We start from the raw sequence: 15,468 nt of genomic DNA, 5'->3' as shown, positions 1-15,468 counted from the left end.
AAAGTTTTATGCAGAAGGTTAAAGGAACGCTTATTCCTATTGGAGGAAACGAAGATAAAGGGCTAGAAGAAAATGAATTATACACCTTAGAATTCATTGATGAAGGAATTTTATATCATGTTGTAAAAGAGGCAGGTGGTGTTGATTCTAAAATTGTGGTTATCCCAACTGCATCGAGCATACCTAAAGAGGTTGGAGATAATTACCTCTCAGCTTTTAAAACTTTGGGCTGCTCTGACGTTACAGTATTAGATATTAGAAGTAAAAAAGATTCTGAAAAACAAGAATCGATTGATCTTATAGCGTCTGCCGATTGCGTGATGTTTTCTGGTGGAAACCAGTCTAAAATCACAAACAAAATAGGAGGCACAAGTATTCATAATATTCTCATTGACCGTTATAAAAATGATGAAGGCTTCGTCATTGCTGGTACAAGTGCTGGTGCTATGGCGATGTCTAATGAAATGATTGCTGGTGGAAGTGCCGCTGAATCTTTTATTAAAGGCGCAGTGACAATGTATAAAGGCTTAAGTTTAATTCCGAGTTTAATTATTGATACCCATTTTATAAGACGTGGTCGTTTTGGACGACAAAGTGAAGCTATTGCAAAACATCCTGATTTAGTTGGCTTAGGTCTTGCAGAAGACACTGGTCTTATCATCAAAAATGGAAATGACTGTACAGTTATTGGTTCGGGAATGGTGATTGTTTTTGATGGTAGTAGTTTAACTCATAACAACGAAAAAGTACTTCAAGAGGGAACTCCTATGACCATGGCCAATCTTACAGTTCATGTCCTTTCTAATGGTGATCAATACGATATAAAAAACAGAAAAGTAACGGTTCTACCTATAGAGGCGCCTTTTATCTAGTTTTTTTGATGTTTTTTTCAGTTTAGATTAGATCTAAAACTTATGACTTTAAATACAATTCCATTTCATATTGATTTACCGTATTTAATAAACCTACATCTTCGATAGCACGAAGTTTTTCTTCAAGCCTGTCATCAACATTAATAATTCTGACTTGTTTTCTAATGGACTGAACAGCCTGAAATAATCTTTTCCAATTTTCGTTTTGATTTATTAGAACTTCGAGTTGGTTAATAGTTCCATTTTCTGCATTAATTGCAAAAAATGATTCTATTTTATCATCATGATACACGTAATAATAATCAGAGTTTCCATGTTCTAAACACCTAGAATGAAAATCCCATGAGTAGGTATCTTGATTTGGAATATGATCCCAGTCAATCTCAAAAAAAGGCACTTTCTTAACCGTTATCTGAGCTTCATCTATTGATAAATTACCTGCAAAACATTTAAACGTTTTACTAATATTAAATCCAACACCTTGATAAGCTTTTATAGCTTTTTCATTTTTGGTAATGACTTCAAGTACACTTTTGGTAATTCCATGACGTTTTAAATCTGTAATAGCATACTCGTAAATGGATTTTACAATTTTTTGTCCTCTGTATTCTGGGATGACACCTGTTCCTGTATTAAATGCTATATGTTCTCCATGGCGTTCATCTATGGCATGAATTATAAAACCAGCTAATGTATTACCATCAAACATCCCATAAGACCAATTAAAGTTAACTTTAGCCGCTTCCCAACGCTTCTTATAAAAATTATAATCTGTAGGCATTGGAACAAAATAGTTTTCAAACGCCGATAGAAAACACGACATTATCGTATTAAAATCTGTATGTCCTAAATGTCTAACAGTCATGACTTATTTATAAATAGAAATAGCTTCTTCTCCTTCTGAAGTTTTACTTGCACGATACATACCTTCAGTATTAAAAGGCATTGCAATATTGCCTTTGGCATCAACAGCAATCAATCCACCATCACCACCAATTTCAAGAATTCGTTTATTTATGACTTCTTCAGAAGCGTCATGTAAACTCATGTTTTTATGCTCCATGAGGCAAGCCACGTCATACGCAACAACACCTCGAATAAAAAACTCACCACTGCCAGTACATGAAATCGCACAGGTTTTGTTATTGGCATAATTTCCGGCGCCTATCATCGGGCTATCACCTACGCGTCCCCATTTTTTATTGGTCATGCCGCCTGTAGATGTCGCTGCAGCGATATTTCCGTTTTGATCACAGGCAACAGCACCAACAGTACCAAATTTAGAATCTTTTTTGGTAGAATGATCCAGCTGAAACTGATCGGTATCTTTTATCTCCAGCCATTGTTTGTGTCGAAATTCATCATAAAAATATGTATCGTCTTCGAGCGTATAATTTAGCTCTTTTGCAAATTTCATAGCGCCTTCACCTGCTAAAAACACATGGTCACTTTGTTCCATGACATCACGCGCTAGGCTCACTGGGTTTTTAATTCCGGTAATTAAACTCACGGCACCAGCATTTAAGGTCTTTCCATCCATAATACTCGCATCCATTTCGTGGGATTCGGTTGCTGTAAACACCGAACCTTTTCCTGCATTAAATAAGGGCGAATCTTCTAAAATTTTTACCGCAACCTCAACAGCGTCTAAAGCCGTTCCGCCTTCATTTAAAATTGCATAACCTTGATCTAAAGCCGCTTTTAAATCACTTTTATATTTAGCTTCTAATTCTTGGGTCATCATGCCTTTTACTAAGGTACCTGCACCACCATGAATGGCTATCGAAAACTTTTTCATGCATTCTTTTTTTACTTCGGAAAATTACAAATTGCTTATCAATTAATAGTAAGTATTTCCCTATAAGTTAAAGAATTAGTATTTTAGTGTTTGACTATAATCGTTGATGACAAATAAAATTCATATTTATTTTTCTAGATTAAGTACAACTAACCTTTTCCTGCTTTTATGTTTAGTCAGCTTAATTTCTAGTGCTCAAAAGTTAACCTTTTCGCATCTTGGCTTAGATGAAGGCTTACCTCAAGAAACCATTCATTGTATTGACGAAGATATCAATGGTTTTATTTGGTTAGGGACTTCTGATGGTGTCGTCAGGTATGATGGTCATGCTTTTTTTACACCTCAGCCAGACAGCTCTTCTGGATTAGATATTGCAGGTTATAGAATTGGTGCTATTTTAACCAATGATAATGACATACACATTGGCACTGGACAACATGGCTTGCTTAGATACAACACGCTTGACGAGTCTATAAGTCATATTGGTGAAACTAATACCAATTGTACAAGGATCATAAAGCACAAGAATTTAGTGATTGCTGCCTATTACAATAGTGGCTTAGTTATAGTTGATGGGGCAAACTACTATTATCTTAATGATAGCCTTGACAAACTTCCGCTTCGAATTACCGGTATCACAACCTTTGAAAACAAACTTTATGTAGGCACTCATGATGGTCATATTTACAGTGCTTCATTAACTAATGTAATGGATTCTGGAATCGATTTAAATTTCAAATTACTTACCAAACTCGATACTAATATTACAAACCTTAAAACCATAAACGATGAGATTTTGGTGGCTTCTACCAACGGTATTTACAAACTGAATCATAAGACATCTGAAATAGCTATGATTCCAGTTGTTAAGGACAAAAACCTTATTAACCTTCATATAAATACTTTAACCTTTAAAAATGATATCTATTATTTGGGGACATCATCCGGACTTTATATTGCTAAGTACTCAAATGATAGTCTCATAATTTCTAACCATTATAAGGCCAACAAAAAGTACGATAGTTCGACTATAAATTCTGATACAATTAATGAATTATTTATTGCTAATAATTTACTATTTATAGGAAATATTAATCTCGACATTACTGCCATTGAAACCCAAAATGTTTTTGAGCAGCCAACAAATGACTTTTCATTAGATGATCCTTCAGTATTTGCTGTTTACGACACTAAGGACTATTTGTTTATTGGGTCTTCAAGCGGACTCATTATTTCAAATAATAATGACAAATCTCAATTCAAATTAATTGACAGTCATAATCGTATTAGAGGAATTACCAGAGATACTAAAAACAATGTCTGGTTTGTGAATCATAAAGGTGTTTTTGTAATTCCTTTACAAAATCTAGACATCCATAATCCTAAAATAATAGCAGTTCCTATTGATGCTTCTGACAATTCAAAACTACCATCAGAAAATATAAGGCATATTTTCAAAGATAAATCTGGAGATATATGGGTGACAACATTTAATGCTGGATTTTGCAAATTTATTGGCAATGTTGCCAATTCTGATTTTAGTTTTAAAAATTATAGTTCAAATGAACTGGCTTCAGTTTTTACACTTTCGATGGTTGAAGACCATAACAATAATTACTGGATGTCTACCCAAAAAGGATTGTCAAAACTTAACTTTGAAGCTGACCAATTAATCGCAATAAAAAATTATGACGAGTCAAATGGTCTAGCTACCAGAGGTGTTTTGAGTTCATTTATTGATACAGACAATACACTATGGGTTGCCAGCAGAAAAGGACTAAATAAATACAATTCTGAAACCGATAGTTTCACATCTTACGGCAAACGCGAAGGACTAAGTAATACGTTTGTATATAATATCAATGAAGATGACTTAGGGAACCTTTGGTTATCAACAAATGGCGGTTTATTTAAGTTTAATAAAACCACCGAAGAATTTACAAATTACAACCCAAAGGATGGCGTTCAAAGTACTGAGTTTAATCTTGGTGCAACTTTTAAAAATGAAAGCAATGGATATTTGTATTTTGGTGGTATAAATGGTTTAAACATATTTAATCCACATCGAATTGGAGAATTAGATCAGGAAGGAAACATAAAATTTACCAGCTTAAAAATAAAAGACCATTATATGTCTCCTGGAATTTCAGATGCATTATCAACTAGTATCGTTAATTCCAAAAGTCTCAACTTAAATTACAATGATTTCCCTGTAAATATAGATTTTTCGGCGTTAGATTTCAGACCTAATAGTAATATCAAATATGTTTACAAACTTTTGCCAGATGATAAAGAATGGAATACCCTAAACAGCAAACATAGTATTCAGCTTTTAAATTTATCTTCAAAATCATATACTTTACAAATACAAGGTAAATCGAGAAACGACTTATGGCAAAAACACCCTTTAGAATTACATATCAATGTTACTCCGCCTTGGTATAAAAGCAATGTTGCTTACCTCATTTACTTAGCATTATTTTTAAGCTTGGTTTACACCTTTTACAGAATTAGTCTCCAACGCCAAATTGCTGGTCAGGAATCTAAACGATTACAAGATTTAGACAATTTAAAGTCTCGGTTCATTACTAACATCACGCACGAATTTAGAACACCGTTAACCATTATTCTGGGTTATATTGGTAATTTAAAAGAACGATTTTCTGATACAGAAGATGTTAATACGTCACTAAATACCATAGAACAAAACAGCAATAACCTTCTTAATCTGGTCAATCAAATGCTGGATTTAGCAAAGCTCGAAAAGGGTCGGCTTAATTTAAATCTTATTCAAAATGATATTGTTGCATTTTCTAATCATATTGTAGCTGGTTTTTTGAGTATTGCTACAGATAAACATATTAGCATCCATTTCAACACTAACCAAGATGAAATAATGATGGATTTTGATGCCGAGAAAATGCGTCAAATTCTAACGAATATGATCTCTAATGCCTTAAAGTTTTCTCCGGAAAATTCTGAACTAAAAATCTCTGTAAATAAGTTAAACCCTACAACATTACAAATTCAAATAACTGATGAAGGTTTCGGAATTTCTGAAGACGCTTTGCCTCATATTTTTGATCGGTTTTATCAAGTAGAAAACAACGAACATAGCGTATCGCAAGGTACAGGCATCGGACTCGCTTTAACAAAAGAACTCGTCGAATTGTGCAATGGTATCATAACTGTTGAATCAAAACTAGATATCGGAACATCATTTACAATCACACTGCCAATAACAACTTCTGCACCTAAAGAACATATCACTCTGAGTGATCATCAAATACCATTAGGTACTGTTGTGCCTCAACTCAATGAAACCATTTCAGATGATGATTCTAATACAGTTCTTATTGTTGAAGACAATGCTGATATGGCACGTTACATCGCCTCCTGCTTACAGCCCGATTACAAAGTAAGTTATGCAATAAATGGTAAAGAAGGCCTAACACTTGCTGAAACAACCATCCCAGACATTGTTATAACCGATGTAATGATGCCTGTTATGGATGGTTTTCAATTAACACAAAAGCTACAAGCCAATACTAATACCAACCACATTCCAATAGTAATGCTCACCTCTAAGGCCATGCAAGAGGATAAATTAGAAGGAATTACCAGTGGTGCAGACGCCTATTTGACCAAACCTTTTCAAAAAGAAGAATTACGACTACGCATCCACATGCTCATTGCCAAACGAAAGCAACTCCAAGAGCGCTATTCGGTAAAAACAATTGTTGAAACAACAAAACATAAAAAGGAAGCTAGTGATAAAAATATCATCTTTTTAAATAAAGTCATTGAAGGTATTCATACACATTTGGATGACTCCAAATTTGGAGCTACCGAATTAGCACAATTTATGGCAATGAGTGACTCACAGCTTTACCGCAAACTCAAAGCTGTCTCTAATACAAGCACAGCAATTTTTATTAGAAAAGTACGATTAGAAAAAGGTAAAGAACTACTAAAAACCACAGATTTATCCGTTTCTGAAATTGCATATTCCACAGGATTTAACGATCCCAACTGGTTTTCTAAGGCGTTTAAGGACGAATTTGAGCAAAGTCCGTCTGAATTTCGTAATTAACTGATTTTCAGTATTTTATTTTTAATTTGATAAAATACTCCATGTCATTTTTCATCATTTTGACAAAATACTCCTTGCTTTTGAAAAAATAATCAAGACCATTTTTAGCGTTTAGCAATAGGTTTGTGATGCTATTAATCATAAACCATTTTTCAGATGAAAACGTCTACGCTTCTCGTCTCCCTATTAATTATTAATTCAAGTTTTTTGGCAGGTCATGTATCCATTCAGTTGATGGGAAACCTTAACCCATTTATTCTAGGCGGAAGTGAACTTTTTCTTGCAGTTACCTACTACGTCCACACTATAATCAGAGATGTTAGAAATGCCTTTGATGTCGACGTAAAACTTTAATCTGCTAATGGCTCAAAATTATTTTACTATGAAGACAATTAAACTCTCCCTACTATTACTACTTTGTTCTTTACCAAGTTTTGCCCAAGTTGGTGTTGGTAATACAGACCCAAAAGCGACTTTAGATGTCAGTGCGTCTAATTTGGCAAGTCCAACCAATGCTGATGGTATATTAATACCTCGTATAGATAATTTCCCAACGACAAACCCAACAGTAGATCAAGATGGCATGATGGTGTTTGTTACCGGAAACGGAACTCCGACTAAAGGTTTTTATTATTGGGATAATGGAGCCACATCTTGGATAACAGTTGGAAACCATACAGAAGATGCAGATTGGTATGAAGGAGTCTCTACAACAGCTCCTTATGATATCAATGATAATATCTATAGACAAGGAAGGGTTGGAATAGGGAATCCTAATATTAGTGGTAACAAACTTTTAGTAGTAGATGAAAATGTATCAAACATTAATGGAATCTCCTTAGTTAGACCTTTAAATATTACAAATAATGCAGGTTCCCTAAGAGGTTTATCATCTTCATTAACATTAAATGGATCTGGGACAGCTGGAGTAACTGGAATTTACAGTCAAATTACTGGAAACATTAATGATTTCAGTTATCTATTTAGAGCTAATGCCATTAATATTAATGCTAATAGCAACTTAAATCTTTACAGTGGAAATTTTGGAGGTGTGTCAGGACCAGGAGATCTTTATGGGGCGAATATCAGTTTTCCTGTAGGGTCTAACACAAATACAGGAGACAAGTATGGTTATAGAATACTAATCGCTTCACCCCTTTCTGGTACTCATTATGGTATGTACTCAGACGTTAGAAACACCAATGGCTATGCTGGTTATTTCATAGGTAAAACTTCATTTGGAATAGGTAATGCCAATCGCTATATATTGCCAGAAACAGATGGCACCAATGGCCAAGTCATGACTACTGATGGTATCGGTAATGTGACTTTTCAGGATGTAATTGGCGATGGAGATACCCAAAATACCTTAGACCAAGCCTATGATGAAGGTGGTGCTGGTGTTGGTAAAGATATTATGGCAGACAATGGAGCAGTGACAATTAATGGAACAGACGGCTTATTAATTACAGGAACTTATGGGTCAGGAAATACTATAGACGATGAAATTACTGGTGATGGTATGCGTATGTTTTTTAATCCTAGAAAAGGTGCACTTAGAGCTGGTTTTGCTGATAGAGGACGCTGGGATGATACCAATATTGGTGATTACAGCTTTTCAGTTGGTAATGACACCCAAGCTAGTGGAAATTATGCAATAGCTTTTGGTATTGAATCTACAGCTACAGGAAACTATAGTTTTTCCACTGGATTAGATAATGATGCTAACGGAAATTATGCCTTTGCAAGCGGAAATAATTCTGGAGCCTATGGAGATAGATCTTTTGCTTTTGGTAATAATATTTTTGCAAGAGGTGACTATAGTTTTGCCTTTGGTCGTTCACAAAATGCTACTAATGCTGACTATTCGTTTGCCTTTGGAGAATACTCCAACTCAAATGCAGCTAATTCTGTAACTATGGGAACTTATTTAAATGCCGAATCCTATGCTGAAACCGTATTTGGATTATACAATACCAATTATACTGAAAATTCATCAACTGCTTTTAATGCAAATGACCGCTTATTTGTAGTAGGAAATGGTACATCAAATACCCTCAGAAGCAACGCTCTAACCATATACAAAAATGGCTTAATGAATATTAACGATGCATATAACATGCCTTTAACTGATGGAACATCTGGACAAGTCATGACCACAGATGGTGCTGGTAATATTAGTTTTCAAAACCAAACAAGTGATGCCGATTGGCATGAAGAAGGTACCTCAGCAAACCCAAATGATATAAATGACAATATATTTACTCAAGGTAATGTTGGTATTGGTGATACTACACCAATTGCTGCATTAGACATAAACTATTCTGGCGCTCAAGTTAGTGGTATGAATATAGATTATTCACAAACCTCTTCAACTGGTGGTTATGGGCAATATATCACTGCAGAAACATCAAGTACATCTGCCATCATAGGTTCTGCTGTAATAGTTCAAAATTCAAACTCATCATCAACATCAATTGCCGCATCGCTTTCAAATACTGCAAATGGAGATAATAATATTGGGGTTTCTACATCAGTTAGTGGTAGTGGTGACAATAACACAGGCATCTATGCCACAGTATCTGGTGCCAGTGATGAAAATATAGGTGGTTTATTTACTGCAACTTCAGGTGGTATCGTTAATACTGGTGTATTAGCTACTGCTACTGGAGGAACAATCAATTGGGCAGGTCATTTTGGTATTGTAGGTAATAATGGTTCGGGTAATGTATATGTCAATGATTTATTAGAAGTAGCTTCAACGTTTCGCTATACCGATGGAAATGAAACTTTAGGTTACATTTTAAGTACTGATGCTAATGGTGATGCTAACTGGGTTGATCCTAGTACAGTTTTCACAAATACAGACAATCAGAATTTAACAGCCGCTTCATTAACAGGCACAACTTTAAATTTAGGGATTCAAAACGGTACAGGAACTTCTATTGATTTGGGAATATTACAGGATGGCACTGGTTCAGACAATCAAAACATAGAAAACCTGAGTCTTAATGGTAGTAATATGTTAACTATTGACATTGAAAATGGTAATTCTGACACCGTAGATTTATCAGCATTAGATCAATCTACGGCTGTTGCGAGTAATACTACTGCAATAAATAATCATATTGCTAATGATAATGATACAGATGCGAGTAATGAAGTAATTACTGCAGCTTCTCTCAGTGGAACTACCTTACAAATAACTGAGGCTAGTACTACAACTAATATAGATTTATCAGCATTACAAGATGGCACTGGTTCAGACAATCAAAACATAGAAAACCTGAGTCTTAATGGTAGTAATATTTTAACTGTTGACATTGAAAATGGTAATTCTGATACTGTAGATTTATCAGCATTAGATCAATCTACGGCTGTTGCGAGTAATACTACTGCAATAAATAATCATATCGCTAATGATAATGATACAGATGCGAGTAATGAAGTAATTACTGCAGCAACATTAAACGGAACAGATTTAGAAATTACTGAAGCTGGCAATACAACTACTGTTGATTTATCTAGCTTGCAAGATGGAAATACCCAAAACACATTAGACCAAGCTTATGATGAAGGTGGTCTTGGAAATGGCAGAATAATTAACGCTACTAATGGAGCCGTTAGAGTTAGTGGTAATGATGGCTTTGAAGTTACTGGCACCAATGGAGCAGGAGACCCAATAACTTTGTCAGGTAATGGTTCTCGTATGTTCTTTAATCCACATAAGTCTGCTTTTAGAGTGGGTGAAGTGAGAGGAAACTTTGGCTTATTCAATTCAAATGTATGGGACGAAGCTAATGTTGGCGAAAATTCCTTTGCAGCAGGTTTAAATGCGCTCGCCTCAGGTGAAAATAGTGTTTCTATGGGTATAATTACTCGAGCTATAGGCATTGGAAGCGTAGCTATAGGGAATAGCGCTGAGGCTAGTGGCAATTATAGTGTTGCCCTTGGAAATAACACAGATGCATCTGGAGATACTTCTACAGCATTGGGTCGCTCAACAACAGCTTCAGGCCGTTTGTCAACAGCTATGGGACATTTGACTGAAGCACCATCTTATGCTGAAACCAGTATAGGACATTATAATACTACTTATGTTCCTGTAAATAGCACAGCAGCAAATAATAATGATAGGCTCTTTAGTATCGGCAATGGAACCTCAGATCTAGCACGTGGAAATGCCCTTATTATATACAAAAGTGGTTTAATGAATATTAATGACCAATACAATATGCCACTAATAGATGGTATAAATGGTCAAGTAATGACGACGGATGGTACAGGTAATGTTACTTTTCAAAATCCTACAATCGATACAGACAATCAACAAATTGACACATTTAGTTTTAATACATCTAGTAATATTCTAACTCTTGAAATACAAGACGATGGACAACCTGCTCAAACAGTTGATCTATCCAGTCTTCAAACTGTAAATACTGACAACCAACATATAGACACATTCAACTTCAACTCGTCTACTAATATCTTAACCCTTGAAATAGAAGATGACGGCCAAGTGCCACAAACCGTAGATCTATCTAGCCTTAACCCAACTAAATCTATTGCTCGTATCACTATGAGTACAGCACAAACTGAAACAGGAAGTGGGACTGTAAAAGTAAATTTTGACACCGTAGATTTCGATACTAACGGAAATTTTAATACCACAACAGATCGTTTTACAGTACCAACCACTGGTCTATATCGTGTAACTTCACAAATCACTATGGATGATAATACAGGAACTGGCCAATTCGCCGTAAGAATCCGTGTAAATGGAACTCAAGAACGCAGACAAGAATTTAACCATCATGGTAATGGACAGGTAGTTCGTCAGGTAACCTCAATCATAAACCTTACAGCCGGACAAACTCTAGACGTCTCTTTTTCTAGACCAGCAGCAGGTGCCACAATATTGGCAAATGGTAGAGGAACATTTTTTGAAATTGAACAATTATAAAAATCACAACACAATGAAACGACAACATTTTTTAAAGTCACTAAGTGGCTTAAGCATTTTAACTTTACTACCTCAAAGTGCTTTTGCTAAGATACCATCCAAATTTAAGGGCGACTTAAAATCAAAAATCATCAGAGATAAAGAAGGTGAACTCTTAAATGTCATAGGTGACATACAAACTCATAAGTTGATGGGCAGTGAAACCAACAATCAAATCGTAGAATGGGTAGACGATGTAGAACCAGGTGTTGGCATTCCGCCTCATATTCATACCAAAGAAGATGAAATTTTTAGAGTTATTAAAGGTCAAATAGAAATCATGATAAATGGTAGTACTACTGTCCTAGAAGCTGGTGATACAGCCTATGCTCCAAAAAATATACCTCACTCCTGGAAAGTCGTAGGCACAGAAAAAGCCAAAATGATAACTAGTGCCTTTCCTGCCGGAATTGAACTGATGTTTAAAGAATTAGCCGATTTACCCGCTGGTCCTCCAGACTTTAAAAAGGTTTCAGAAATATGTGGTCGGCATGGCATCACATTTATAACATAATTGGATTGTCTTCAATTATATTTTTGAGCAAAGAAAGTCGGAGTAGGGACCGACTTTCTTTTCGTTTATTATTTAGTAAACCATTGTTTCATATCAAGATTTAAGTTTTGTAATTTTATAAACTTCAAAAAAATCCTCAATATCATTTTTTGTTTAGGTTAGCTTAGGTGAAAATGATGATGTTTTAGATTATGTAAAAAAGAAAAATTAAACATAGCCCTAGTTAGGTTTCATTTTTATTTTGAATCAGAACTGAAAAAAGGTCGTTTTTTGAAGCTTACTTAAATAAAATATGATATAACATGTCAGATCAAAAACGCTTATTTCTTGTCGATGCCTACGCCCTTATTTTCCGTGGGTATTACGCTTTTATAAAAAACCCGAGAATCAATTCCAAAGGCGAAGATACTTCAGCCATTATGGGCTTTATGAACTCCTTGCTCGATGTCATCAAACGTGAGCGACCAGATCATTTAGCCGTTTGTTTTGATAAAGGTGGAAGCGCAGACCGCGTCGAAATGTTTGAAGCCTACAAGGCCAATCGTGATGAAACTCCAGAAGGCATTAAAACTGCAATTCCGTATATATGTGAAATTCTTAAAGCTATGCACATTCCAATCATGGTCAAAGAAGGTTACGAAGCCGATGATGTGATTGGCACCTTGTCGCGTCAAGCCGAAAAAGAAGGCTATAAAACCTATATGGTTACTCCCGATAAAGATTTTGCGCAACTCGTTACCGAAAACATTTTTATGTACAGACCTGTTTTTGGTGGTGGCTACGAAACTTGGGGTATTCCTGAAGTACAGAAGAAATTTGAAGTGACCGATCCCATGCAAGTCATTGATTTTTTAGGCATGATGGGCGACTCAAGTGATAATATTCCGGGACTTCCAGGTGTTGGTGAAAAAACGGCTAAAAAATTCATCGCTCAATTTGGAAGTATGGAAGGCTTATTAGCCAATACCGACCAGCTTAAAGGAAAAATGAAAGAAAAAGTTGAAGCCAATGGCGAACTTGGTTTACTTTCAAAAAAACTGGCAACCATTATGCTGGATGTTCCTGTGACATTTAATGCGAAAGATTTTGAACTCGATCATCCTGATGTTGAAAAAGTCAAGCAAATTTTTACCGATTTAGAATTTAGACGTCTAACCGATAATTTCTTAAAAACATTTGCTACTGAAGTTCCTGATGCTGCAACCACGACAAGCTCTCAAACTGAAACCAAGTCAAAAGCCACACCAAAAGAACAACAATCGGCTGGAGCCGGACAATTTTCATTGTTTGGAGGTGATGCTTCGGCAACTCCTGAAACTGCTTCAGAATATACTCGTAAAACGGCTGAAAACACCGCTCATTTTTACCAGAGTATCGCACCAGGAATGGCAACCAAATTGTTTGTCAGTAACCTGATGAATCAAACATCGGTGTGTTTTGATACCGAAACTACAGGGCTTAATCCGCTCACAGCTGAACTCGTTGGTATCGCCTTTTCATGGGAAGCCGGAAAAGGCTTTTATGTTCCATTTCCGGAGGACAAAGAGGCTGCGCAAGAACTCATAGAAATCCTGCGACCATTTTTTGAAAATGAAGCCATCGAAAAAATTGGTCAGAATTTAAAGTATGATATTAAAGTCCTCGCTAAATACAATATTGAAGTCAGAGGCAAACTCTTTGACACCATGTTAGCGCATTACCTCATCAATCCAGATATGCGACATAATATGGATGTGCTTTCTGAAACTTATCTCAATTACACACCGATTTCAATTACCGAACTCTTAGGAAAAAAAGGCAAAAACCAACTGTCGATGCGTGAGGTTCCCTTAGAAAAACAAACCGAATACGCCGTTGAAGATGCCGATATTACACTTCAATTAAAAGAGCATTTCGAAAAAGAACTCGGTGAGGCCAATACCCAAAAATTGTTTGACGAGATTGAAATTCCGTTGCTTCGTGTCTTAGCGACGATGGAACTGGAAGGTATCAATCTGGATCAGGATTTTCTACATTCATTATCAGAGCAACTCAATACAGATATTACCAACCTTGAAAAAAGTATTTATGAAGCTGCTGGCGAAGAATTTAATATCGCCTCACCAAAGCAATTGGGTGTTATTTTATTTGAAAAATTAAAACTGGTCGATAAGCCTAAAAAAACTAAAACCGGACAATATTCAACCGCAGAAGATGTACTGAGTTATTTGGCAAAGGAGCATGCAATCATTCAGCAAATTTTAGACTACAGAGGCTTGTCAAAATTAAAAAGCACCTATGTCGATGCCTTGCCTTTACAGATTGAAGCACACACAGGACGTGTACATACCGATTATATGCAAACGGTTGCTGCAACGGGACGACTGAGTAGTAACAATCCGAATTTACAAAACATTCCGATACGTACCGAACGTGGTCGTCAGGTTCGAAAAGCTTTTATTCCGAGAAACGACGAGTACACCTTACTCGCTGCCGATTATTCGCAGATAGAACTCCGAATCATCGCAGCCTTAAGTCAGGAAGAAACCATGATTGAAGCCTTTAAAAATGGGGAAGATATTCACGCGTCGACGGCTTCAAAAGTGTTTAACGTGCCTATTTCTGAAGTCACTCGCGAGCAACGAAGCAATGCCAAAACCGTCAACTTCGGAATCATTTATGGCGTGTCTGCCTTTGGTTTAAGCAATCAAACCAATTTATCGCGTAGTGAATCTAAAGAACTCATCGACACCTATTATGAAACCTATCCGAAGCTACGTAGTTATATTCATGAGCAGGTTGATTTTGCGCGAGACCATGGGTATGTACAAACCGTTTTAGGCAGGCGTCGTTATTTAAAAGACATCAATTCGCGAAATGCTGTGGTTCGTGGTGCTGCCGAACGAAATGCTGTGAATGCACCAATCCAGGGAAGCGCTGCCGATATCATCAAAATTGCGATGATTAATATTCATAAACAGCTCCAGGCAGGCGATTATAAATCAAAAATGTTGCTGCAAGTCCATGATGAACTGGTATTTGACATCTACAAACCCGAACTCGTGACCATGAAAACCATTATCAAAACCGAAATGGAAAATGCCTACAAATTAGAGGTGCCTTTAGATGTCGATTTAGATATTGGTGATAATTGGTTGGAGGCGCATTAGGAGACATTTAACTTATAAAAATTCCTTTTTTGAATCC

Annotated in this window: 8 protein-coding genes; 6 read left to right on the top strand and 2 right to left on the bottom strand. The window is 36.0% G+C overall.

The genetic code is table 11. The features are described from left to right. Window positions 1–8 precede the first annotated feature (8 nt). On the top strand, window positions 9–872 hold the full coding sequence (locus H7350_RS05465; RefSeq protein ID WP_204344845.1) for a cyanophycinase: 864 nt from the start codon (window positions 9–11) through the stop codon (window positions 870–872). A 40-nt stretch (window positions 873–912) separates the two neighbouring features. Here the strand turns inward: H7350_RS05465 and H7350_RS05460 are convergent, their stop codons facing one another. Further along, window positions 913–1,737: a GNAT family N-acetyltransferase gene (locus tag H7350_RS05460; RefSeq protein WP_204344844.1), complete on the bottom strand. Its 825-nt coding sequence runs from the start codon at window positions 1,735–1,737 to the stop codon at window positions 913–915. Window positions 1,738–1,740: 3 nt separating this feature from the next. Beyond that, a complete protein-coding gene (locus H7350_RS05455; protein WP_204344843.1) occupies window positions 1,741–2,670 on the bottom strand; it encodes an isoaspartyl peptidase/L-asparaginase family protein in 930 nt (309 codons plus the stop codon). 106 nt (window positions 2,671–2,776) lie between these two features. Between H7350_RS05455 and H7350_RS05450 the strand changes: the two genes are divergently transcribed. The 5 genes from H7350_RS05450 to polA all read left to right on the top strand — a co-directional run bounded on the left by H7350_RS05450 (window position 2,777) and on the right by polA (window position 15,431). After that, window positions 2,777–6,763 carry a hybrid sensor histidine kinase/response regulator transcription factor gene (locus H7350_RS05450; RefSeq protein ID WP_204344842.1) on the top strand — a complete coding sequence of 1,329 codons (3,987 nt, stop codon included), beginning with the start codon at window positions 2,777–2,779 and terminating at the stop codon, window positions 6,761–6,763. A gap of 156 nt (window positions 6,764–6,919) precedes the next feature. Continuing rightward, on the top strand, window positions 6,920–7,117 hold the full coding sequence (locus H7350_RS05445) for a hypothetical protein (RefSeq protein WP_204344841.1): 198 nt from the start codon (window positions 6,920–6,922) through the stop codon (window positions 7,115–7,117). Window positions 7,118–7,145: 28 nt separating this feature from the next. Beyond that, window positions 7,146–11,729: a beta strand repeat-containing protein gene (locus H7350_RS05440; protein WP_204344840.1), complete on the top strand. Its 4,584-nt coding sequence runs from the start codon at window positions 7,146–7,148 to the stop codon at window positions 11,727–11,729. Between the two features lie 13 nt (window positions 11,730–11,742). Next, window positions 11,743–12,282 (top strand): cupin domain-containing protein, encoded by a 540-nt coding sequence (locus H7350_RS05435; protein ID WP_204344839.1) that lies wholly within the window; start codon window positions 11,743–11,745, stop codon window positions 12,280–12,282. A gap of 302 nt (window positions 12,283–12,584) precedes the next feature. Then, window positions 12,585–15,431: a DNA polymerase I gene (gene polA / locus H7350_RS05430; protein ID WP_204344838.1), complete on the top strand. Its 2,847-nt coding sequence runs from the start codon at window positions 12,585–12,587 to the stop codon at window positions 15,429–15,431. Window positions 15,432–15,468: the final 37 nt, after the last annotated feature.

The sequence above is a fragment of the Psychroserpens algicola genome, from assembly GCF_014526325.1.
GTDB classification, from domain to species: Bacteria; Bacteroidota; Bacteroidia; order Flavobacteriales; family Flavobacteriaceae; genus Psychroserpens; species Psychroserpens algicola.
Note: the sequence above shows the minus strand (reverse complement) of the source record. Positions and strands in the feature narration are given on the sequence as shown.

Bases quoted from the DNA above. Each gene is read 5' to 3' on its own strand.
- H7350_RS05465 (WP_204344845.1), top strand. From the start codon at position 9: ATGCAGAAGGTTAAAGGAACGCTTATTCCTATTGGAGGAAACGAAGAT.
- H7350_RS05460 (WP_204344844.1), bottom strand. From the start codon at position 1,737: ATGACTGTTAGACATTTAGGACATACAGATTTTAATACGATAATGTCG.
- H7350_RS05455 (WP_204344843.1), bottom strand. From the start codon at position 2,670: ATGAAAAAGTTTTCGATAGCCATTCATGGTGGTGCAGGTACCTTAGTA.
- H7350_RS05450 (WP_204344842.1), top strand. From the start codon at position 2,777: ATGACAAATAAAATTCATATTTATTTTTCTAGATTAAGTACAACTAAC.
- H7350_RS05445 (WP_204344841.1), top strand. From the start codon at position 6,920: ATGAAAACGTCTACGCTTCTCGTCTCCCTATTAATTATTAATTCAAGT.
- H7350_RS05440 (WP_204344840.1), top strand. From the start codon at position 7,146: ATGAAGACAATTAAACTCTCCCTACTATTACTACTTTGTTCTTTACCA.
- H7350_RS05435 (WP_204344839.1), top strand. From the start codon at position 11,743: ATGAAACGACAACATTTTTTAAAGTCACTAAGTGGCTTAAGCATTTTA.
- polA (WP_204344838.1), top strand. From the start codon at position 12,585: ATGTCAGATCAAAAACGCTTATTTCTTGTCGATGCCTACGCCCTTATT.